Genomic DNA, 22,545 nt, shown 5'->3' on the forward strand with positions numbered 1-22,545 from the left:
AAATCAAATGCTAAATTCGCAATAATCAATTCTTGTTTAATTTGTCTTAACCAAATCAAATCATCAACAAAATTGTTTGAAGATTAAGGCCACAAACAGCCAAATGACGCCAATTGAAGATGATTGGCGCCATGTTTATTCTTAAAAAATTTATTTCTTAATTTCTTCAATCGCAGTTTGAATTCCACCACCCGCAACTTCAAAGAAAGACGGAACAGCTAAAAGATATACTTTTTTAAGTTTCTTAATTATTAAATTAATCTTAAATTCAAAAATGGAATGTTCTTTAGTTGGCTATTCATCAATAAGTTTTTTAATTTTAACTTTTTAAGCAAATCAACTGCACAAAATCACTCATTCAATATCAAAAAAAATGATTCAACTGCCAGAGGAATTTAGTATCTATAAAAAAGCAATCCTTAGCATTCATCCCGAATGTTCTGAAGAAGAATGGGAATATCTGGAAAGCGGACTGAGCGTTCAGCATTTTAAGTCTAAAGAAATGTATATGGAAGCCGGAAAAAAAAATCATCAGCTTGGATTTTTAACGAGTGGACTTGTCAGAGCATATTACATCAATGATAAAGGGAACGAAATCACGATTTTATTTGCAAAAGAAAATGAGTATATAACAGATTATCCCTCATTGCTCAATCAAATGCCCAGCAGATATTATTTTCAATGTCTGGAACCTAGCACCATTATCACGCTTCCTTATGAGCATATGCAAAACGGTTATAAAAAGTTTAGCGGCTTCGAGCGTTATGGCAGATTGATGGCAGAGGAAATATTGATAATGCTTCAAAGCAGAATAGAGAGTTTCCAGTTTGACCAGGCAGAACAGCGTTATATTCAATTTATCAGACAAAACCCTGAACTCTTTAACCGAATTCCTTTGACTCACCTTTCTTCTTATCTCGGAATTGAACGACCTTCATTAAGCCGGATTCGAAAAAAAATAGCCGGACTGTAATTTTGTAACATATGTGTCAGTGAACAGGTTTCTATAAGGATGACCTTTGTAGAAACAAAAAATAAATGAAAACAACTGTCAATGCAGTGATTAACCTGCATAAAATTTTAGTCAGTCCTATCGTCTTATTACTGATGTGGACTTATAACAACTGGAGTGCGCCTACTTTTCTATATCTTGGATTGCACGGCACTTACACCATTCTCTGGCTATTCAAACAAAAACTATTTCCCGACAAGAGATTTGAACAGAAATTACCCGTCACTACAGGGCTTCTGACTCCATTTTTGCCACTTGCAGGCTATTACATCGCACCTTACCTGCTTATTTCAGAACACACTAATATACCGGTTTGGGTTTTTGGGCTGGCTCCAGCTATTTACACGGTGGGAATTTTTCTTCATTATGTAGGTGATGCCCAAAAGTTTTATACTTTAAGAATCCAGAAGGGATTAATTGAAGACGGACTTTTTGCTCGCACCAGAAATCCTAATTATTTAGGCGAAATATTGATTTACGGCTCATTTGCACTTGTTGCCTGGCATTGGATTCCACTCATTGTACTGGCTTTCTGGGTTGGATATTTCTTTATCAATATGGGCAAAAAAGACCAATCAATGTCTAGACACGCAGGTTTTGCAGCTTATAAGGAAAAAACCAACAAACTTTTTCCAAAGTTGTGGTAAAATTTTGGGTATAAATTTTAGTAACAAAAGTCTAATCAATTTATAAATAAAAACAACCGGCATTTAAACAAATACCGGTTCTCTCACCTTCACTTTCTATTATAAAATTATTTCTTATTCACTTCCGCAATCGCAGCTTGAATTCCCCCGCCTGCAACTTCAAAGAAAGATGGACCAGCCAAAAGATATACTTTTTCCAGTTTTTTTGTTTTGGAAAGGTTGTGTTCTTTCAAATACGTTTCAGAACGGTTTGCATTCACAACACCTTTCACCACATTTCCTGCAACCAGAGCGGTTGGAGAATCAATTCCGGCATCTTTTAAGTCGCTGGCAAAGGCAAAGTTGGTTACGCCTAATCTCAAAGCTTCTCTGGTAGCCACTTCTGCTACGGAAGTCATCAGTTCCGGAGTGAAATTATTGCGGTCGCCCAAACCAATCAATAACAATTTTTTCGCTGACATAGAACCTGCCGGAGGCGTAATCAACAAGGTTTCCAAAGAATGTCCTTTGAACTGACCCAACTGTCTGATTTTGGTGAATTCACCTTTTAAAGCTTCATCCAAATGCACCAATCCGTTTAAGTTGGCAGGCAATGCCTGAGCGCTATGGATGTCGTTATCTGTATATTCGAAAACACAGGCCACCTGCAGTTGAGCGTCGGCAGAAGATGGTCCCTGAACCAATCCAATCATTGAAATTCCGTCCACTGAACCCCAGTTTTTGGATGTTCCGATGGCTGTGGTTTTTGCAGTTGCGTTGGTTGTAGTTGTAGCAGTTTGTGCAAATATCAGGGTAGAAAATGCTAGTCCTGCGATTAATAATGATTTACTTACTGTATTTTTTAAGATATTTTTCATAATATTTTTTTGTATTTTAGCTTGAGCAGTTTGCTGTGAGCTGATGATAATTTTGTTAATTTATTTTTGTTTTAATGTTATTCAAAGGTAGTTTCAGAAATAGACTCTGACATTGATGTGAGATAACTATTGAAATTAATTTTCAAATTACCGCATTCTCAAATTTTCAAATTAATTCATTAAAATTTGAATACAATTCTTGAATTAATAAAAAGTCCGTCTTTATCGTTTTCAATAATATCATCTACGAATTCTCCGGTTTTGAAATATTGAATTCCGGTATTGAAAGTAAAAGATTTGCTGATTTTATAATTAAAGCTTCCTAAAAATGCTGTTCCGATATATCTTTTTTTAGAATTCATTGACGTAAGATTTAAAGAACCACTCGGTCTGTAAACACCGTCCTGCGTAGAATATCTCCAGTTAAAAACCACATCGGCCTGAACCGTCATTTTACTATTCAAATCTACGGTTGCATACGGGTGAATGTCAATCAAATTAACAGGGCCGATTTGTGGATTGAATCCGAAATAACCACCTTTCGGATATAATGGATTGAAAGTTCCCAATTTGCCGTCTCCTCTGTTTCGGTCTCCGGAAATGTAATCGTTTCTAAGATTGATGGTCGGTTTTCCTTTTACGTTTTCGAATAGATATCCGATGTCTGCAGAAGCTGTCCAAGCACTTATTGTACTATTATTGAAGTTTCCGAACTGATAAGCGCCTTCAAAGTTGTAAATAAAACCGCCACCGTATCTGTAAAATCTTCCGCCCAAAGTATGTCTGGTTTCATCGCCTGTTCCATCTTCAAAACGGGTTTCCTTGCGGTGAATTCCTAAATAATAGAATTCCAGATTTCCACTTTTCGGAAGAGCTAAAGTGTTGTAACTTCCCCAAAGATTGACTGATTTTGAAGGTTTGTTGTCAAAAACTCCGGTGCCGATTTCACTCGCCATCATCATAAACGCATCCGATTTGAAATTCCCTCTTTTGTACATCAGTTTCAGTCCGTCAAAATAGAGTCTCAGGTTCGGACCTTCACGCACCGAAATCAATCTTCCGCTTCCGTAATCTAACTCCTGTCTTCCGGCACGAACGGTTAGTTTTTCTTTTTCATTTTTAATGGCATCAACGTCTATGAAAAGGTTCTGAACATTCAAATGGTCTTCATCAATCGGTCTTGGTCCGTTTTTTCTTCCGTTTTCCCAAGCACTTCTCAACTGTCCGAAAACACGAACTCTTGAACCTAAATGCAAATCGGCGTGAACTGTATATCTCTGGATAAAAAACGGATTGCTTCCAATTCCCAATCTTCCCCAATCTTCATTATTAAATTCTACAAATTCTGCTCTCGCCTCTCCGCCTAATGATAAATATTTATTGTTATTTTTTTCGGAAAGCGGAATGTATTTGATGGAATTAGAAAATGTGTCTGCAGAATCTTTATAAGTAGAATAATCTTCATCAAATCTCATCAGTTTAAATTGTGCGGAGACTACCGTCGGAAGGATGATTTGAATAATCAATAATATTTTAATCAGCTTTTTCATTTTAAATTTTTCTTAAATAATTATCGATTGAATATTTTCCCGGACCTACAAAAAACAGAAATAGGTAACACAGGCTATACACAAACGGTGTGTCTTTTATCAGCAAAGCATCGTTCCAGTGAAGGATAAAATATCCTGTCAAAGTCACCGCCAGAATCGGAAGAACGGCCACTCTGGTGAACAATCCGAAGATAACAAACACCGGAAATACCAAGTTGGCCGCGTCTGCAAAAAGGCTGTTGAATGCATCAGGTAAATGCAAAGGATTTGGAACCTGTTCCGCTTCCGCGACGCCTACTCCGAGTTTTTTCAGTCCGTGAGCGACGATTAATTCTAAGGACAATGCAATTCTGAAAACGAATAATGCAACTTGAATTAATTTGCCTTCGAGGTTGGTATTGGTGATGATTTGAACGAGCTTTTTCATTGTTTTTAGGTTTGAGTTTTTCAGGAGTGTATTGAGTTACTTTTGATTGTCAGTTTTGAACCACCCCGTCAAAAATTCTTTGAATTTTCGCCACCCCTCCAGAGGAGGGGAATTTTTATGCGAAATTATTTTGTTTAAATCTTAGTTATTTTGTTTGATATCCGCCGTAATATTTTACAGGAGACCATTCTGGAAGTACTGGAAGTGCAGGTGGAGAAACTATTTTGTACGTTTCATCCCCGTACACTACTTTTCCGTCAACGATGGTTAATTTGGAAGTGATGTCTTTGATTTGTTCTTCATCAACAGAGAAATAATCTTTATCTAAAATCGTAAGGTCTGCGAAATATCCTTTTTTGATTTTTCCCTTCTCATAATCCTTTATCAATTCATATCCTCCAAAAGTGGAAAGCGATAAAGCTGTTTTTCTGTCAAGAGCATTTTCTTTTGCCATCACCTGAGTTCCGCCCAAAGTTTTTCCTGAAGTAATCCAGTACAAAGCCACCCACGGATTATAACTAGCGACTCTGGTTCCGTCTGTTCCCAGTCCTACAGGAATTCCCATTTCCAGCATTTTCTTGACTGGTGGAGAAGCCAACGCAGCCTTTTTCCCATAACGGTGGATGAAACTTTCACCCTGATACGCCATTCTGTGTTGCACTGCAATTCCGCCATTTAAAGCTTTAATGCGTCTCATATTTTCTTCGGTTACGGTTTCTGCGTGGTCAAAAAACCAGACCAATCCGTTTAAAGGCGTTTCTTTATTTACTTCTTCGATGACGTTTAAGAATCTTGTGATGCTTTCATTATACGTTGCGTGGATTCTGAAAGGCCATCTTTTTTTTACCAAAAGGCTTACGACTTCTTTCATACTTTTCTCCATTGTTGCGGGCAATTCCGGTCTTGGGAAAAGGAAATTTTCAAAATCTGCGCCGTCTGAAACCAGATTCTCTCCGCCACCTTCTACGTGATAATCAATTCCGTTGTGGTCGTTGTGCCCGTGGTCATCGATGTCTACCATTCCTGTCCATTTGGTGTAGTCTGCCAACTCGGAACCTTTTTTCTGAGCAAATAAATAGTAAGGCAAACGAACGGTAATTTTTCCTTTTTTATTTAAAGCATCGGTTGTTCCGTAATCATCTGGGAAGTTTTGAAAACCACCACCAGCATCCATTACCGCTGTTACGCCAAGACGATTCAGTTCAGTCATATATTGAAGCGTTGAATTTTCTTTTTCCGCTTCGGTCAGCTCAGGTAATTTTGCCAAAGTTGAATATAGGATAAATGCATTCGGTTCTGCAACCAATAAACCTGTCGGGTCGCCGTTATTGTCTTTTTCAATTAAACCCTGAGAAGGATTTGGCGTTTCACCGTTGATATTTAATTCTTTCAAACCTGATTTATTCAACCAAGCTTTTCCGTAGAGATACATCACAAAGGCCGGCACATCGCCTGTCGCTTCGTTGATTTCTGCTAAAGTCGGCAGTCTTTTTTCTTCAAACTGATATTCATTCCAGCCACCGATCACTCTTACCCATTGACCTTTCGGTGTTCTCTGAGCCTGTTCTTTCAACATTTCTAAAGCCCTTTTCAAAGTTTTCACACCGTCCCAGCGAAGTTCTGTATTGTAAAATCTTCCACCACGGATGACATGCAAATGACTGTCAAACAATCCAGGAATCACACGGTTTCCTTTAGCATCAATGATTTTTGTGGAGCTTCCTTTTAGTTTTAAAATCTGCGCATTTGTTCCAGTCTGGAAAATTTTGTTGTCTTTAATGGCAACCGCCTGAACTTCCGGATTTTTATCATCCATTGTGGTGATTTTTCCATTGGTTACAATTAAATCTGCTTTCTGAGCATTTAATAATCCAGCACCTAAGACGAATGAGAATAGAATTTTATGGAGTGGTTTCATAATGTACTTTTTAATGGTTTGAAGAAAAAATGGCAGGTCGGTTTTCAACCTGCCTCTGTTGAAATTTGATTAGTGTTTAAGCATATCCTGAGCGTACTGAATTCCCAATCCGTAAGCACCACCATATTTTTTCATTAAATCATTGACCGGTTTATATGTTTCTTTTCTTGACCAATCTCTCTGTAATTCAAGAACATACTGAACTGATGTGATCGGTCTTGCACCTGCCTGAACCATTCTTGTAACCGCCTGGTCGTGAGCTTCTTTCGAAATATCACCTGAAGCATCCGTAATCACATACACTTCATAACCTTCATCGATGGCCGATAGAGCCGGACCAACGATACAAACGCTTGTCCACAGACCAGCCAAAACCAGTTTCTTTTTGTTTTTTCCTGTAATCGCTTTGTGAGCATTTACATCTTCCCAAGTGTTCATTGTGGTTCTGTCTACATATCCACTGGTTGCTTCAGGATAAACTGCTGAAATTTCCGGGAAAACAGGACCGGCGAATGACTTTTCCGCAACAGTTGTTACAACTGTAGGAACATTGAAGATTTTTGAACCGCCTGCAATCAATGCAACATTGTTTCTCAGTTCTTCCATACTGATGTTTTTTGTTGCGAATGCCATCTGTCCCTCGTGGTCAATTAATACCAAAGCGTGATTGGTTGGGTTTAGCATTGTAGATCCTGCTTTTTGAGCGAATGCTGTTACTGATAATACTACTGTTGCGAATGTTAAGATTAACTTTTTCATAATGTTTGATTTTTAAATGTTGTTTTGTTATAATGTGTGTTCGATTATCAAAATCTGTTTAATATTTGTTTGATTTTGATATGACAAATTTAGGGCGACGGGAAACCCTGCACATTTAACTAGTTTAATAAATCGTTTTTATTGAAAAAAAATTAAATTTACTTTTATTGAATTTCAGACATACTTAAGTATAATGATCTACAAAGAGAATAACACAACATTAAAATAATGATTATCAGTATTTTATAAATAAAATAGAAATTTTTATCTGCAAAATTTGGATAAAAAAATAAGACCCGGATATTAAACCCAGGTCTTATTCATTATAATATATCACTCAAAAATGAATGAGTGTTTAATTTTTTACTGATATATTATCACCAATTTTTCAAAATACTTTTTTAACTTTTCGAAGATTAATGACAGGACAAATTTATGATGAAAAAGTTCACTGTACATTTAACCAGTTTAATTAAATCAGTTTAGTGAAAAAAAACTGCAAAATTAATTTGTTGCTTCTTCGTCAGTAAAAATCTGTACACTTTCTTTCTTTTCAATTAACTGAAGCGGATATAATTCAGGATGATACGCTCCATTTAAAACTTCATTCAGAGCATGTTTTTTAGATTGACCAAAAGTGACAATCAAAATATTTTCAGCTTTATTGATGATAGGCTCAGTCAAAGTGATTCTGTACATTTCCTGAGGTTTAAGAAAATAGGCATCAACCCATTTTTTCTTTTCGTGTAAAACCGTTTCACCTGGAAATAATGAAGCCGTATGCCCATCATCGCCCATGCCTAAAAGGATAAAATCAAAAATGCCGTCATCGCCCAAAACATTTCGGATTTGCGCTTCATATTCTTTTGCATAATCTTTAGGTTCAACTCCATCTTTGTACATGGGAAAAACCTGATTTTCATTTACCGAAACTTTAGATAAAAGCGTTTCCCTAGTCATTTTGAAATTGCTTTTTTCATCATCAAGAGAAACCCATCTTTCATCTACCCAGAAAAAATACACTTTGCTCCATTCTATTTTACCGGCATATTCCGGAGTCGCCAATAAACTGAAAATGGCTTTCGGAGAAGAACCGCCACTTAATGCAACTGTAAACTTCCCATGTTTTTGGATAGACTTTTCTGAAAGTTCAACAAAAGTGTCTGCTGACTTTTTGTATAATGTGTCTAGATTATCAAATATCGTAGTTTTCATTTTGTTCTTTGCTTAATTTTAAACCCACTGATTTCCCTGTCTCTCAACCAAAGCATTGCTGTCATCGGGACCCCAGCTTCCTGCTTCGTAGTTCGGGAAAGATGAATCTTTCGTTTTTTCCCAGGTTTCCTGAATTGTTTTTACAACATCCCAAGCTTCCTCTACCTGATCAGAACGCATGAACAATGTAAGATCCCCTACAAGTGCCTCTAATAAAAGTGTTTCGTAAGCTTCAGGAGTATCGGTCTGACATGCAAAATTATCAAAAATCATCTCTACTGGTTTCAATTCTAATGAAAGTCCAGGCTTTTTTGACATGAACTGTAGCCTGATATCCATTTGTGGCTGAATATTGATAATCAACCGGTTGGCTGACAGAAGAGATGTACTTTCTGAAAATGCAGAATGAGGAAGCGGTTTAAACTGAATGGTAATGTAAGAATGCTTTTCCTTCATTTTCTTTCCGGTACGAACGTAGAAAGGAACGCTTTCCCATCTTTCATTATCTAAATAAAATTTAATGGCCACAAAGGTTTCTGTATTTGAATCAGGTGCAATTCCTTCTTCCTGGCGGTAGCCGCTTACTTTTAATCCATTTACTTTACCCCGTCCATATTGGCCCCGAACAGCATAATGATCTACTTTTTCGGGCGAAATTCTGCGGATTGATTTTAAAACATCCACCTTACGGTCTCTGATTTCACCGGACTCCAGTGAAACCGGTGGTTCCATGGCAACCATGCAGAGAATCTGTAAAAGATGATTCTGAATCATGTCACGCAAAGCACCTGTCTGCTCATAAAATCCAGCTCTGGTCTCTACACCCACTTCTTCTGCCACAGTAATCTGGACAGATTCGATATGTCTTTGGTTCCACAAAGGCTCAAAAATTGAATTTCCGAATCTGAATGCTAAAATATTCTGAACCGTTTCCTTTCCTAAATAATGATCGATACGGTAAATCTGTTCTTCCTGAAAAGTTTCAGAAAGAAGATTATTCAGTTCTATAGCAGACTCTTTATTGTGACCAAACGGTTTTTCTATAATGATTCTGTCTTTTGCCGGATCGGAAGCGATCGATGTATTTTTGATATGATTTGAAATAACTGATACAAAGTTCGGTGCAATAGAAAGATAGAACAGCCTGTTCCCTCTCATTCCGTACACTTTATCAAAGCTTTCCAGTTTCTGATATAAATTTTGGTAGGAACTTTCTTCGTCCAGTTGATGCTGAAAATAGCTGATGTGCGCCTGAAACCCGGCCCAGTCTTCCGATGCTATACTCCTTCTTGAAAAACTCTCAAGATTTTCTTTTACGTAAGATCTGAATTTTTCATCTGTATTTTCGGCTCTTCCCAAAGCTAAAATATTGAAGCCCTTCGGCATTCTGCCATCAATATACAAATTATAAAATGCAGGAAAAAGCTTTCTTTTTGCCAAATCTCCAGTCGCACCAAAAATTACAATAGTCGTTGGGTGCAGGATTGTATTGTCGCTCATTTTCTGAATTTTAATTATTTTCTGTGTTCCAGGATGTGTGAAAAACTCCTTCTCTATCTACTCTTTGATACGTGTGTGCCCCGAAATAATCGCGTTGAGCCTGAAGAAGATTCACTGGTAAAGATTCCGTTGTGTAAGCATCGAAATATCCTAAAGCTGTCTGGATTCCTAAGCTCGGAATTCCATTTGAAACAGCGAAGGATGCAGTTTTTCTTAATGAGGAAATTTTATTTTTAACGATTTCAGAAATATCTCCGTTTAATAAAATATTAGATAAATTTTCATCTGTAGAATAAGCCTGATAGAATTTTTCTAATAAGACAGAACGGATAATGCAACCGCCTCTCCAGATTTTGACAACGTCTTTTAATGGAATTTCAAATTGATACTCTTCAGAAGCTTTCACCAATAATGCAAGACCTTGAGCATAACTCATTAAAGTAGCCAGATACAATGCATCACCAACTTCATTAATAAGTAATTCTGTGTTTTCAGGAGTTGCAACTTTTTCTTTTGTATATAACTGAGATGCCTGAATACGCTCTTCCTTATAAGCAGATAAAATTCTTGACGTTACAGCAATATCGATTGTAGGGATAGAAACGCCAATTTCCATTGCCTGCTCGGAAGTCCATTTTCCTGTTCCTTTTGCTCCGGCTTTATCTAAAATCTGATCGACAAGAAAACCGTCTTTCAAATCATCTTTCTGTTTGAAAATATCTCTGGTGATTTCAATTAGGAAAGAATTCATTTCTCCTTCATTCCATTTTTTGAAAACTTCGTATAACTGATCGTTATTCAGGTTTGCTCCTTTTCTCAGCAAATCATAAGCCTCACTGATCAATTGCATAATGGCATATTCGATACCGTTGTGAACCATTTTTACGTAGTTTCCGGCAGCACCTTTTCCCATATAAGCTGTACAGGGTTCACCATTTACTTTTGCTGAAATCTTTTCCAGCATTGGTTTAACTAAGTTGAAGGCTTCCAAATCTCCTCCGGGCATGATACTCGGTCCTCTTCTTGCACCCTGCTCTCCTCCTGAAACGCCCATTCCCATAAAATGCAGATTCTTAGAAGCTAAATCGTCAATACGTCTTTCAGTATCTTTAAAATAAGAATTCCCCGCATCAATTACGACATCTTTCGGGCTGAGAAACGGTGTAATACTTTCTAGAACAGCATCGACCGGCTTTCCTGCAGGAACCATCAGAATAATTTTCCTAGGAATGTCCAGACCTATTACAAATTCTTCCAGAGAAACAGACCCGATGACCTTTGTACCTTTAGCCACTCCATTTCTAAGCTCAATGACTTTTTCTTCATCTAAATCGAATCCTGCTACAGAAAAACCATGATCAGCAATATTATAAAGCAGATTTCTCCCCATTACGCCGAGACCAACGACCCCGTAATTATACTTTTCCATTCTTACTTAAGATTTATTTTTATTTTTACAGCTCAAATTTACGGAAATGCATATCAGTAAAAAAATTATGTTAATTTTATTTCGTTTGATATCTTATGTATCATTAAATAAAACCGAATCAATAATTTAAAATTTTTATCAAGTTCTTACATCGTCATCGGAACTTCCATCAATAAAATTTCTGTACCTTCTGTTGTTGATTTGATATTTAAATCCGCAATATCCCAGACACCAAAACCATCTCTTGTTTCCACTTTTTGTCCTTCGATTTCTGCGCTTCCTTTTAAAATAAAAGCATATACACCGTTTCCTTTTTTCTTGATTTGATAATTGGTTTCGAAGTTATTTTCGAAGTTCCCTAAGTGAAACCACGCATCCTGATGAATCCAAACGCCTTCGTCATCTGCATTGGGAGAAAGAATCTGCTGGAATTTGTTCTGACCTTTTGATTTGTCTAAAGTAATCTGGTCATATCTCGGTGTCACATTTCTTTTATTAGGATAAACCCAAATTTGAAGAAACTTCACCAAACTGTCATTATTTTTATTGAATTCGCTGTGCATAATTCCTGTTCCGGCACTCATCACCTGAATGTCTCCACTCTTGATAATCGCCGAATTTCCCATACTGTCTTTATGCTCCAAATCACCTTCCAAAGGAATGCTGATGATTTCCATATTATCGTGCGGATGCGTTCCGAAGCCTCTTCCCGCCTCCACTTTATCATCATTCAAAACTCTGAGAACGCCAAAGTGCATTCTCTCCGGATTATGATAATTCGCAAAACTGAACGTATGATTGCTCACCAACCAGCCGTGGTCTGCCTTCCCTCTGGAATCCGCTTTGTGAATCACAGAATTGTCTTTGATTTTTGAATCGGTGTTCGGTAAATGATTGTATCCGATGGGTTCCAGCGGCTCGATTTCGTCAATCTCATTTTTCATTGTATTTCCCAATGAAGCGGTTGCTACAAACATTCCTGTTCCCAATAATCCTTTCTTTAAAAAATCTTTTCTGTCCATATCTGTTGGTTGTTTATTCGTTATTGATAGGACAAATTTATGGTGATGGAAATTGCTGCGCATTTAACTAGTTTAATAAATGCATCTAAAGCAAAAAATATGGAGCGTGAATTCCCCTTCTCTGAAGGGGTGGATTTTTGTAAAACAAAAAGACGGGGTAGTTTATACATAACGCATAAACCACCCCGTCAAAATTCTACGAATTTCGCCACCCCTCCAAAGGAGGGGAATTTCGTGCGTGTTATTATTTAATAATAAAAATTACTTTTCTTTCGTCGCCAGGCGTTTTCTGATTGTACTAACAAATTCTTTAGAAACGCCCAAATAAGAAGCTATATAATACTGCGCAACGCGCTGTGGAATCGTAGGATATACTTTGATAAATTCCAGATATCGGTCTGATGCGCTTTTGGAAATGGTATTCACCAAACGGTTTTGAAGCGTAAACAGATTTCTCTGAACCAACATTCTGAAAACCCTTTCAAATTTTGGAATTTCCTGCAACAGCTTTTCTTTGGTGGTCGGACTCAGCATAAAAATCTCTGAATCTTCAATCGTTTCAATATACAAATTGGACGGTTTCTGGTCTTGAAATGAGGCAATATCACTTATCCACCAATCCTCAATGGCAAACAAAATCGTGACTTCAAAACCATTATCATCAAGATAATAAGCCCTCAGACAGCCTTTGTGAATAAAGCCTTCAAACTGGCAAATTTCGCCTTCCCGCAGTAAAATTGTTTTCTTCGGAATGGTTTCACAAACCAATAAATCGGTGAATATTTTCTCTTCTTCGTTGCTCAGACTAATAAAACGCGTGACGTTCTTGATGATATTTTCAAACATAAATTAAGTTTACGGCTGCAAATTAGGAAAAAGTGCGTAAATTTCGTTCTTCAAAAGCCCACTTCCACCGCCGTAATGGTCGATAACCTTCACATCTTTGTCCAGATTCTGGCAGAAAGTTTTCATTTCATTTTCAAATTCCTCATCCAAACCGGAACTCAAAAGCACAATATCTACCTGATTTTCTTTGATATAATCATAGCAGACCGTTTCATCGCTCTTGATTTCTGCCTTCCAGCCTTCATTATTTTCGATAATTCTTTTCAAGGTATCAAGAATTTCCTGATTTTTCCCAATGACTAAAAATTGTAAGCTTTCCATTTGATATTTGTTGTATTGAAGTTAATTTTCAGGAGCTTAATCCCGCTATCCACTATATCTTTTTTTCCCGCCGCCAATTCCAACCGCAAAAAAAGGATGCCGTTCCTATCGGGGCTAGGGATTTGGTCTGTATTATAAATGTTTGGTACCAGTAATTTTCAGTTCATTAAGGTCAAGTTGTGATTCCGCTTTTCTGACCTCATCCTCACTGAATTGGTTTTCACGCTTTATTTTGAACAGTTCTTTTCTCTGCAACGCGAAAATATCCAGCATAATTTCGTGGTATTCATTTAAATCATTTCGTCTGTTGGTGCACATTTCCAAAGATTCCAGATGACCCTGCTGTTGCAAAATATCGTTTTCAATGGTATGTTTAAAGTTTTCCACCAGACTGTTCGTCTCCAGATTGGACTGGTATTTTTCATTCAGTCGGTTCACCGCCAAATTATCTAACCTGATTTGAATACTTGCCTGCTGTTCGTGGGAAGGTAAAATGTTATCAATCTCACCAATCTTGGTCAATTTAATAATCAAAGGCAGCGTCAAACCCTGAAAAACCAAAGTCACAAAAATCACCACAAACGTTATAAAGATAATCAAATTCCTGTGCGGAAATTCTGACTGCTCATTCATCATCACCGGAATCGATAAAGCCGTTGCCAGAGAAACCACGCCACGCATTCCTGCCCAACCGATAATCAATGGGTTTTTCCAACCCGGACTTGGGTCTTTACGCACTTTTTTGCTCAGCCATCTCGGAATGTGCGCCACAGGATAAATCCACAACATACGCACGATAATCACGATTAAACTGATAATTAGACCATATTTAATTCCATCCATCACAGATGTTTCTCCCAATCCATCGACAATGTCGGGAAGTTCCAATCCGATTAAGACAAAAACCAAGGCATTCATCACAAAAATCAGGGTATTCCAAACGCCTGCCATATTGATTCTGGTGGTTCCCGTTTTGAAGATTTCGTGCGAACGGAACGACATAAACAGTCCGCCACTCACCACTGCCATTACTCCTGAAAAATGAAAATGCTCCGCCGAAAGAAATAAGATATACGGCGTCATCACCGTCAAAGCTGCGTCAATAGCCGGAGTTGTTGGTAAAAATCTGTGGATGGCGTAGAAAATATGAGCCCCTGCAATTCCGACTACAACGCCCATTCCAGCAACCAGGAAAAACTGCCCAGTTGCTTCCTGCATTGAAAACATTCCTGTCATCACCGCGGCCAAAGCAAATCTGAAAACAATAAGTGATGATGCATCATTGATAAGACTTTCGCCTTCCAGCATTGCAATCGTTCGCTTTGGAACTTTTAAACCTTTCAAAACGGTTGTCGCAGCAATCGCATCCGGTGGCGAAACAATGCCGCCCAGCAAAAATCCCATTGCCAATGTAAATCCCGGAATCAATGCCTGTGAAGCAAATGCTACTACAATTGAGGTCAGAAAAACCAATCCGAAAGCCAGTAATCCGATGGTGCGTTTCCATTTCCAGAAATCGTTCCACGAGGTATACCAGGCAGCTTCATACAACAACGGCGGCAAAAAGATGAGGAAAATAATTTCAGGGTCCAGTTTCAAAACAGGAACTCCTGGAATTAAACTGATTCCCAATCCTGCCAACACCAAAAATATGGGATACGCAATTTTGATGCGCTGTGCCAGCATAACCAGCAGCATTACGACTAATAGGAGTCCGAGTATGAGTAGTAAATCTTCGTGCATAGTTTTTTGTTTAGAAGTTAGATGTCAGATGCTAGATGCTAGATGTTAGACTTTCCAATTGGGGATTATTTAAAATATCTTTTATCTTTTATCTTTTATCTTTTATCTTTTATCTTTTATCTTTTATCTTTTATAATTGTATAAAGAGTGAAGTTCTTTCCTTTTTTTCAAGGTTCTTGGTTTTATGGCCTTTTCCTGAAATATCTTCCACCAAAAGAATTTCATCGGTCTGGAATTTTCGGATTTCTCCAAGCGAGGTTTCAATCTCCACGCCGCCATCCAAAAGTACAATATATTGCTTTTGTGGAGCGTGATGAAAATCGTAGTCGTAATCCGCAGAAACCTTTCTGAACTGTAGTTTTTTGACATTAATATCTTCTGATAAAAATCCGATTTCGCCTTGACTGATTAATGGAATTTCGATGTCTTTGAAGTGAGATTCGCCGTTTTCGTCACTGAATATTTTTGTGATTTTCATATTGTTTTTTTTTTGCCACGAATGCACGAATATTATATTCTATTTTTATTCGTGCATTCGTGGCTATAATTTATTTAAAAATAATAGAATTCGCCAATTCAATTTCTTCCTGATTAATCGAGTGTCCGAAATTAGCGTAAACTTTCTCCGTCACATCAGCATTCATTTCTTTCAGAATATTGGCTGTTGCATACACTCTTTCCACAGGAACGTGGAAATCCGGATTGCTTGTTCCCAGGAAAATCGGGGTTTGAGCAAAATCGCCTTTATAATTTTCACGGTTGATTTTATCACCAATCACGCCACCGATAATGGCCACTGCTCCACCGAATTTCTGAGCATTTCTTGCTAAAAATTCCAAACTAAGACAAGCGCCCTGAGAAAATCCGAAAAAGTAAATGTTTTCAGTTTTAATTCCCGCATCCAAAGCCGATTTCACAGTTTTCCCAACAGTTTCAATGGCTGATGACAACCAAGGTTCGTTTTGCTCAACCGGAGCGATGAAAGATAACGGATACCAACTTCCATTGGTTGCCTGTGGCGCGAGCAAAGCATAATCTTCTACATTCAAATGTTGGGATAAGCTCAAAATATCCTGAGCGCTTCCGCCTCTGCCGTGAATCATTATTAAAACTTTTTCTGCTTCATTTAATGATTTTCCGCCTGTTTTTATATCTAAAGTGTGACTCATTTTTATCTAAATTTTTCTGTTGGATAATTAATTTTTGGAAGAACATCTATCAAATGTCCTCTGTTTTCTTCAAACTGCTCCGGCAACATTAGATTTTCACCTAAAGAAGCCAATTCCTCATCAATGTCAAATCCCGGTCCTGAGGTGGCGATCTCAAACAAAACTCCTCCCGGTTCTTTAAAATAAATCGAGGTAAAATATTTTCTGTCCTTGACTTCCGTATGCTGTAAACCGAATTTGTTTAATTTTTCAATCATTTCAAGTTGCGTTTCCGCATTTGGAGTGGCAAAGGCAACGTGATGTACTGTTCCTCTTCCTGCCAAACCTTTTAAAGCTGTTGGTGTGCAAAGCAAATCGACATATTTTCCGGGTCTGTCTTCCGTTCCAAATCTGAATCTGTCAGAGCTTTCAGCAATCAGCTGATGATCCATTTGCGTCGTTAAAAGTGAGGCAGTTCTTTCGTAAGCATCGACCCAGATTTCAACGTGATGAATTCCTTTTATTGCAAAATCTTTCGGAATAAAGCCATTGTCATAGCCTTTTCTATCGTCTTTTTCATTAAAAACCAGCTCCAAACCCAATCCGTCAAAATCTTCCAGATAAATAAAAACTTCGCCCGAAACCCTTTGCTGTGCCTGTTTGTAAGGAATATTAAATTGATCAAGACGTTCCAGCCAGTAATCAAAAGCATCCATTGAAACAGAAAAAGCGGTGGTATTGAGCATGCCTTTTCCGTGCCTTCCGTTAGCCAAACCTTTACCTTACGGAAAAGTTGTCATAATTGTTCCCGGCGTTCCAAACTCGTCCCCGAAATAAAAGTGATATACTTCAGAATTATCGAAATTGACCGTTTTCTTAACTAATCGAAGTCCTAAAACTCCGGTGTAAAAGTCTATATTTTCCTGTGCGTCGCCGGTGATGGCGGTTACGTGATGAAGTCCTGTGATGAGTGCCATAATTTCTGCTTATTGCTTATTGCTTATTGCTTATTGCTTATTGCTAAGGTATTTTGTTTCCTAAAATTGAGTGATGACCTATGATAATTTCGGTAATGATTCTTCTACCTGAGCACGGATTGCCTCGTATTGTTTTGGAAGTTTTAAGTTTTGTCCCAATTCATTCAGTGGTTCATCGACTGTAAATCCAGGATTGTCTGTTGCAATTTCAAATAAAACGCCGCCCGGTTCACGGAAATATAATGAGTAGAAATAATCTCTGTCGATCTTCGGCGTGATGCTCAAACCTGCGGACATTACTTTTTCACGATATTCCATTAAAATATCATCATTTGCAACACGGAAAGCGATGTGGTGATTGGTTCCGGCGGCATTTCTACCAAAAGGCACTTTATCATTCTCAATAATATCGATAAGGTTAGCCGTTTCTATCGCATCCGTTGCGAAACGGTATCTTTCACCTTCCTGTTTTTGAAGATTGTATCCAAGAACATCAGTCAAAACTTTGATGGTTGGGTCAGCTTTTTTCAGAGTCAGAGTAACGTTGTGAAAACCTTTCAAGCCATTTTCGCCCTTGATATCATCAGTTGTCCAGATTTTTCTATCATCGGGTGTTGACGATTCGATAAACTGTAGCAGAAGTCCGTCCGGGTCTTTGAATGAAATCAGTTTTTCACCAAAGATTTCGCTTTCTTCAACATTGACATTGAACTGTTTCAATCTGTTTTTCCAGAATTCCAAACTTCCTTTTGCAACCGAATATCCGATGTGCGTAGCCAAACCTGCGCCGTTGGTTCCCTGCCCGATTCCTTCCCAAGGAAAGAAAGTTAAAATTGTTCCAGGCGTTCCTTCTTCGTTCCCGAAATAAAAGTGATATGTTCCCGGGTCATCGAAGTTCACTGTTTTCTTTACCAGTCTCAACCCCAAAACCTGAGTGTAAAAATCTAAATTTCTTTTTGCGTTGTTGGCGATTGCTGTGATGTGATGCAATCCTAAAATTCTATTTTCCATTTTGTCTATTTTTAATTATTTGATTTGTTTGATTTTGATATGACAAATTTAGGACGATGGAAAATCCTGGACATTTAACTAGTTTAATAAATCACATTTTTTACAATTTATCAATTAAGCATCAGATCTTTTTAGTTTAGAATTCACCGACTCATTTTGCCCATTCACCGAAAAACCCATCATATTTTCAAGATTCGTTCTGAACTTTACATCAGAAAAAGAGCAATACCGCTCCAACTTAAATCTTAAAATTATGAAAACAAACATCGGACTTACAGAGCAAAACACAGAAGCTGTCGCAGAACAATTGGCAAAACTTTTGGCAGACGAAACTGTTCTTTACATCAAAACCCGAAACGCCCACTGGAACGTGACCGGCGATAACTTTCACGCCAATCATATTTTCTTCGAAGAACAATACAAACAATTGGACGAACTCATCGACAGCGTTGCAGAACGTCTTCGAAAAATCGGTCATTATGCACCTGCAACTATGAAAGCTTATTTAGAACTGACGCATCTTACCGAATACAGCGACAGAACAAACGACGGTTTGGGTTATATGAAAGATTTGTTAAAAGACCACGAAAGCATTATCGACTTTCTAAGAGGAAATGTGACGCCTTTTGCAGACAAATACAAAGATTACGGAACCAGCGACTTCATCACAAGTCTGATAGAAACGCACGAAGAAATGGCTTGGATGATTCGTTCGTACTTCAGATAAAAACGTTGCCACGAATGCACTAATTTCTTTATAATAAAAAAACATATTTATTCGTGTATTCGTGGCATTCAAAAAGTTCGCATTAGAATCCAAAAAATTAAGCAAAAAAATTCTTAGTAGTTTTAATTATATTTGTGTCAACCATAATAAACTATCCCTATGAAAGCCCTGATTGTTGATGACAATGATATCGCAAGAACTACGCTCGCCCACCTGGCAAAACAAGTCCCAAATCTGACGATTGTCAATGAATATTCCAACGCGATTGAGGCTTACAATCATTTGCAGAACAATCAGGTAGATTTGATATTTTTGGATATCGAAATGCCGGAAATGACCGGAATCGAACTCACCAAAAACCTTTCAGGGAAGGATATTATCATCATTTTCACCACATCCAATAAAGATTACGCACTCGAAGCTTTCGAATTGAATATTGCAGATTACATCTTGAAGCCCGTGATGCCGGCGAGATTTTTACAGGCCGTGAGCAAAGCGCAATCGATTTTGGAAAGCAGAAAAGAAGATGTGGAAGTCACCAAAGATGAGTTTCTTTTCGTGAGAGATTCCAATATCACAAGGCGTTTGAAGCTGGACGATATTTTGTATGCGGAAGCGATGGGCGATTATGTCAAGTTTTACACAAGAGAAAAAATGTTCGCCATCCACGGCAAAATGAAAACAGCGGAAGAACGTCTCCCAAAAGATGATTTTATCCGTGTTCATCGCTCTTACATCGTTTCTGTCGGCAAGATAGACACGCTTCAGGACGGCGGAATTATGATAAACGGAAAATTCATTCCCGTTGCAGATGCGTATAGAAAAGCGCTCAATATGAGAATGAATGTCTTTTAAAATTTTTATTTGGGCAGCTTAATCCGCCTTCCGCTCCCAAACCTAACGAAGTGGTTCGACGAAGTCAATCTTTTTTGCAGACGATTTCAGTTTTAAATAGAAATTAAGTCAAAGCAAAAAAGGATTTCCGCTCAAGTCGGGCTGCGAGAGATTTAACGTTCCAATTCGAATGTAAAATTCCCCTCCCTTGGAGGGGTGGCGAAAATTCAAAGAAATTTTGACGGGGTGGTTTTTTACAATTCTAAAGTGGTTTTCAACAATTCAAAATAAGTACAAACACTTATGAAAAAAATATCCTCAGTAATGGGAAACAAACGGTTCAGTTATTTCATCATCCTCACATTTATTGCGGGTTCTCTCCTATTGATAGCTGTTCAAATCAATTCGGCTAAAAATACCAAAGAGCTCATTCAAAATAACAACCGACTTCTCAACGAGTTGCGTTCAAGCAATCATTTGCGTGAAATAGACCGTGATATTCTGGGTGTTGAAAGCAGAATCCGAGCTTCTATAGCGACCAACGACACCACTCATCTCGAAGGAATTGACCAAAAAATCAGTCAGATAGAAAACTTTCTCGATTCCCTTTCCAAAGACAATTCAGACGATGTTGAAGAAAAGTGGATACACAGACTGAGCGTTCTTGCGATGGAAAAGAAGACAACGAAGGATAAATTGCTGCTTCGTTATCACACCCTTGGAAATATGGACGACAACACTTCCATTGCCAATCCAAGAGCCAGAAAAATCTCGAACGAAATCACTTCCATCACTGCAAAAATCTACGAAAGTCGAAAACTTCATATGGTCGACCTCAGCAAAGACACTGAAGCGATGGGACAAAAAGCGAGATTGTATGATATTTCCCTTTTGATTCTATTGATTTTAAGCGGTTCCATTGTCGGTTATCATATTCTTCGTCAGTTCAATCGTCAGAGAAAGTTGATTCAGGAGTTGGATATTGCGGAGAAAAAAGCTTCGGTCGCCGCGCAAACCAAAGAAAATTTCCTTGCCAATATGAGCCACGAAATCAGAACGCCTTTGAGCGGAATTTTGGGCTTTACCAACCTTTTACAGAAAAGACCTCTGGACGAAACTTCGAAAGAATTTGTCTCGTCAATTCAACGTTCTGGGGAGAATCTGATGGCGATTATCAATGATATTTTAGACTTATCAAAAATCGAAGCTGGAATGATGCGCATCACAAAAGGGATATTCAGCATCAATGGATTGGTGAATTCAGTCGAAACATTTTTTGTTGAAAGAGCCAAAGAAAAAGGCTTAACCATTTCCAGTAAAATAGATTCGTCTATTCCTGATACTTTGAATGGCGATGCAACGAGACTGACTCAAATTTTGGTCAACCTCATCGGAAATGCGATAAAATTTACACATCAGGGAAACATTAATATCGAAATTTACAATAAACAACAGACCGAAAACGAAGTCATTGTCGGTTTTAAAGTTTCTGACACCGGAATCGGAATTGATAAAGAAAAACTCATTGAAGTTTTTGAAAGATTCAATCAGGGAGAAGATTCGACAACCCGAAATTACGGCGGAACCGGACTTGGTTTATCGATTGTAAAAAGTCTGATTCAGTTGCAGAACGGTGATATCGAAGTCATCAGCGAACAGGGAAAAGGCACGACTTTCCATTTTTATATTCCTTACACAATCGCAAAAGAACAGCTGAATGTAATTCCTAAAATTGACACCGATTATTTTAAAGATAAAACAAACGCACCTTTGAAAGTGTTAATCGTGGATGACAATGCTATCAATCAAAGTCTGATGAAGCATCTTCTCTCACAATGGAACATCGATTTTGAAACCGCAAACAACGGTCTGGAAGCGGTAGAATTTCTCAGAAATAACGACTGCGACTTGGTTTTAATGGACATCCAAATGCCACAAATGGACGGTTATGTAGCTACACAAACCATCCGTGAAGAACTGAAACTGAAAACACCAATCATCGCAATGACCGCACACGCTTTAGCTGGCGAACGCGAAAGATGTATGAGCCGTGGAATGAACGAATACATCTCCAAACCGATAAAAGAGGACGAATTATTCAAATTAATTTCCAATTTCGGACTGAAAGAAAACGAAAAAACGGAAATAAAAACCGACGAAATCGCTTTTAGTTACGAGTTCATCGACCTTACTTATTTGAAGTCCATCAGCAATGGCGACAAAGATTTTGAAAGAACAGTGACGCAACAGTTTTTAGATAAAGTCCCAACTCATTTGCAGGAACTGAAACTGGCTTACGACAATAAAGATTTTAAATTGCTAAAATTAAGAGCTCACGATTTGAAATCGAGTGTGGCGATAATGGGATTGCTCACTTTATTAGAGGAAAAATTAGATATTTTAGAATTAACAACCGAAGAAAATCCGTCATCACAACTGGCTTTGGAAGAGGTAAAAGATGTTTTGTTGAAATCTTTTTTTGAAACTAAATTGTTTATGCAATCGATTTAAAGGCTCATCAATTGCGTCGGGCTTTAGCCCGATGATTAAAATGCAAATAAACTCGGCTTTAGCCAAAATCTAGATTAAGTTTTGGCTAAAG

The 22,545-nt window shown here is 37.9% G+C and carries 22 protein-coding genes; 5 read left to right on the forward strand and 17 right to left on the reverse strand.

Features of this window, described 5'->3' with window-relative positions:
• Positions 1-373 precede the first annotated feature (373 nt).
• Both AC2A1G_RS13710 and AC2A1G_RS13715 read left to right on the forward strand, forming a co-directional pair.
• Complete coding sequence (locus AC2A1G_RS13710; RefSeq protein ID WP_484047475.1) at positions 374-973, forward strand: Crp/Fnr family transcriptional regulator; 600 nt, start codon at positions 374-376, stop codon at positions 971-973.
• Between the two features lie 65 nt (positions 974-1,038).
• Positions 1,039-1,659 (forward strand): DUF1295 domain-containing protein, encoded by a 621-nt coding sequence (locus AC2A1G_RS13715; RefSeq protein ID WP_484047476.1) that lies wholly within the window; start codon positions 1,039-1,041, stop codon positions 1,657-1,659.
• Positions 1,660-1,766: 107 nt separating this feature from the next.
• Here AC2A1G_RS13715 and AC2A1G_RS13720 read toward each other — a convergent pair whose 3' ends face one another.
• From AC2A1G_RS13720 to AC2A1G_RS13800, 17 genes are all read right to left on the reverse strand, one after another.
• Positions 1,767-2,516 (reverse strand): M17 family peptidase N-terminal domain-containing protein, encoded by a 750-nt coding sequence (locus AC2A1G_RS13720; RefSeq protein ID WP_484047477.1) that lies wholly within the window; start codon positions 2,514-2,516, stop codon positions 1,767-1,769.
• A 179-nt stretch (positions 2,517-2,695) separates the two neighbouring features.
• Complete coding sequence (locus AC2A1G_RS13725; protein WP_484047478.1) at positions 2,696-4,066, reverse strand: alginate export family protein; 1,371 nt, start codon at positions 4,064-4,066, stop codon at positions 2,696-2,698.
• A 1-nt stretch (position 4,067) separates the two neighbouring features.
• On the reverse strand, positions 4,068-4,493 hold the full coding sequence (locus tag AC2A1G_RS13730) for a DoxX family protein (protein ID WP_484047479.1): 426 nt from the start codon (positions 4,491-4,493) through the stop codon (positions 4,068-4,070).
• A 145-nt stretch (positions 4,494-4,638) separates the two neighbouring features.
• Positions 4,639-6,411, reverse strand: coding sequence for an amidohydrolase (locus AC2A1G_RS13735; RefSeq protein ID WP_484047480.1), 1,773 nt, complete (start codon positions 6,409-6,411; stop codon positions 4,639-4,641).
• A gap of 69 nt (positions 6,412-6,480) precedes the next feature.
• Positions 6,481-7,170: a hydrolase gene (locus tag AC2A1G_RS13740; RefSeq protein WP_484047481.1), complete on the reverse strand. Its 690-nt coding sequence runs from the start codon at positions 7,168-7,170 to the stop codon at positions 6,481-6,483.
• A 504-nt stretch (positions 7,171-7,674) separates the two neighbouring features.
• Complete coding sequence (gene pgl / locus AC2A1G_RS13745) at positions 7,675-8,385, reverse strand: 6-phosphogluconolactonase (RefSeq protein ID WP_484047482.1); 711 nt, start codon at positions 8,383-8,385, stop codon at positions 7,675-7,677.
• An 18-nt stretch (positions 8,386-8,403) separates the two neighbouring features.
• The gene (zwf, locus tag AC2A1G_RS13750) at positions 8,404-9,885 is read right to left on the reverse strand and encodes a glucose-6-phosphate dehydrogenase (protein ID WP_484047483.1); all 1,482 of its coding nucleotides are present in this window, start codon (positions 9,883-9,885) and stop codon (positions 8,404-8,406) included.
• 10 nt (positions 9,886-9,895) lie between these two features.
• On the reverse strand, positions 9,896-11,314 hold the full coding sequence (gene gndA / locus AC2A1G_RS13755; RefSeq protein ID WP_484047484.1) for an NADP-dependent phosphogluconate dehydrogenase: 1,419 nt from the start codon (positions 11,312-11,314) through the stop codon (positions 9,896-9,898).
• Positions 11,315-11,460: 146 nt separating this feature from the next.
• Positions 11,461-12,336 carry a pirin family protein gene (locus AC2A1G_RS13760; protein ID WP_484047485.1) on the reverse strand — a complete coding sequence of 292 codons (876 nt, stop codon included), beginning with the start codon at positions 12,334-12,336 and terminating at the stop codon, positions 11,461-11,463.
• A 261-nt stretch (positions 12,337-12,597) separates the two neighbouring features.
• Positions 12,598-13,182, reverse strand: coding sequence for a Crp/Fnr family transcriptional regulator (locus AC2A1G_RS13765; protein ID WP_484047486.1), 585 nt, complete (start codon positions 13,180-13,182; stop codon positions 12,598-12,600).
• A 9-nt stretch (positions 13,183-13,191) separates the two neighbouring features.
• Positions 13,192-13,503, reverse strand: a complete 312-nt coding sequence (locus tag AC2A1G_RS13770; protein WP_484047487.1) for a hypothetical protein — start codon at positions 13,501-13,503, stop codon at positions 13,192-13,194.
• Positions 13,504-13,635: 132 nt separating this feature from the next.
• Positions 13,636-15,246 carry a Na+/H+ antiporter gene (locus AC2A1G_RS13775; RefSeq protein ID WP_484047488.1) on the reverse strand — a complete coding sequence of 537 codons (1,611 nt, stop codon included), beginning with the start codon at positions 15,244-15,246 and terminating at the stop codon, positions 13,636-13,638.
• 130 nt (positions 15,247-15,376) lie between these two features.
• Positions 15,377-15,724: a cupin domain-containing protein gene (locus AC2A1G_RS13780; RefSeq protein WP_484047489.1), complete on the reverse strand. Its 348-nt coding sequence runs from the start codon at positions 15,722-15,724 to the stop codon at positions 15,377-15,379.
• 70 nt (positions 15,725-15,794) lie between these two features.
• Positions 15,795-16,415, reverse strand: a complete 621-nt coding sequence (locus AC2A1G_RS13785; protein WP_484047490.1) for an alpha/beta hydrolase — start codon at positions 16,413-16,415, stop codon at positions 15,795-15,797.
• A 2-nt stretch (positions 16,416-16,417) separates the two neighbouring features.
• Positions 16,418-17,140 (reverse strand): VOC family protein, encoded by a 723-nt coding sequence (locus tag AC2A1G_RS13790; protein WP_484047491.1) that lies wholly within the window; start codon positions 17,138-17,140, stop codon positions 16,418-16,420.
• Positions 17,141-17,176: 36 nt separating this feature from the next.
• Complete coding sequence (locus AC2A1G_RS13795) at positions 17,177-17,371, reverse strand: VOC family protein (protein ID WP_484047492.1); 195 nt, start codon at positions 17,369-17,371, stop codon at positions 17,177-17,179.
• A 78-nt stretch (positions 17,372-17,449) separates the two neighbouring features.
• Positions 17,450-18,382, reverse strand: a complete 933-nt coding sequence (locus AC2A1G_RS13800; RefSeq protein ID WP_484047493.1) for a ring-cleaving dioxygenase — start codon at positions 18,380-18,382, stop codon at positions 17,450-17,452.
• A 253-nt stretch (positions 18,383-18,635) separates the two neighbouring features.
• On the opposite strand from AC2A1G_RS13800, the gene AC2A1G_RS13805 reads away from it, so the two are divergent.
• The 3 genes from AC2A1G_RS13805 (at position 18,636) to AC2A1G_RS13815 (ending at position 22,454) form a co-directional block, all read left to right on the forward strand.
• Positions 18,636-19,109, forward strand: coding sequence for a Dps family protein (locus AC2A1G_RS13805; RefSeq protein ID WP_484047494.1), 474 nt, complete (start codon positions 18,636-18,638; stop codon positions 19,107-19,109).
• 159 nt (positions 19,110-19,268) lie between these two features.
• Complete coding sequence (locus AC2A1G_RS13810) at positions 19,269-19,964, forward strand: LytR/AlgR family response regulator transcription factor (protein ID WP_484047495.1); 696 nt, start codon at positions 19,269-19,271, stop codon at positions 19,962-19,964.
• A gap of 282 nt (positions 19,965-20,246) precedes the next feature.
• Positions 20,247-22,454 carry a hybrid sensor histidine kinase/response regulator gene (locus AC2A1G_RS13815; RefSeq protein ID WP_484047496.1) on the forward strand — a complete coding sequence of 736 codons (2,208 nt, stop codon included), beginning with the start codon at positions 20,247-20,249 and terminating at the stop codon, positions 22,452-22,454.
• The last annotated feature ends 91 nt before the right edge of the window (positions 22,455-22,545 follow it).

This window comes from Chryseobacterium sp. HNCC26DJ240, assembly GCF_057180485.1.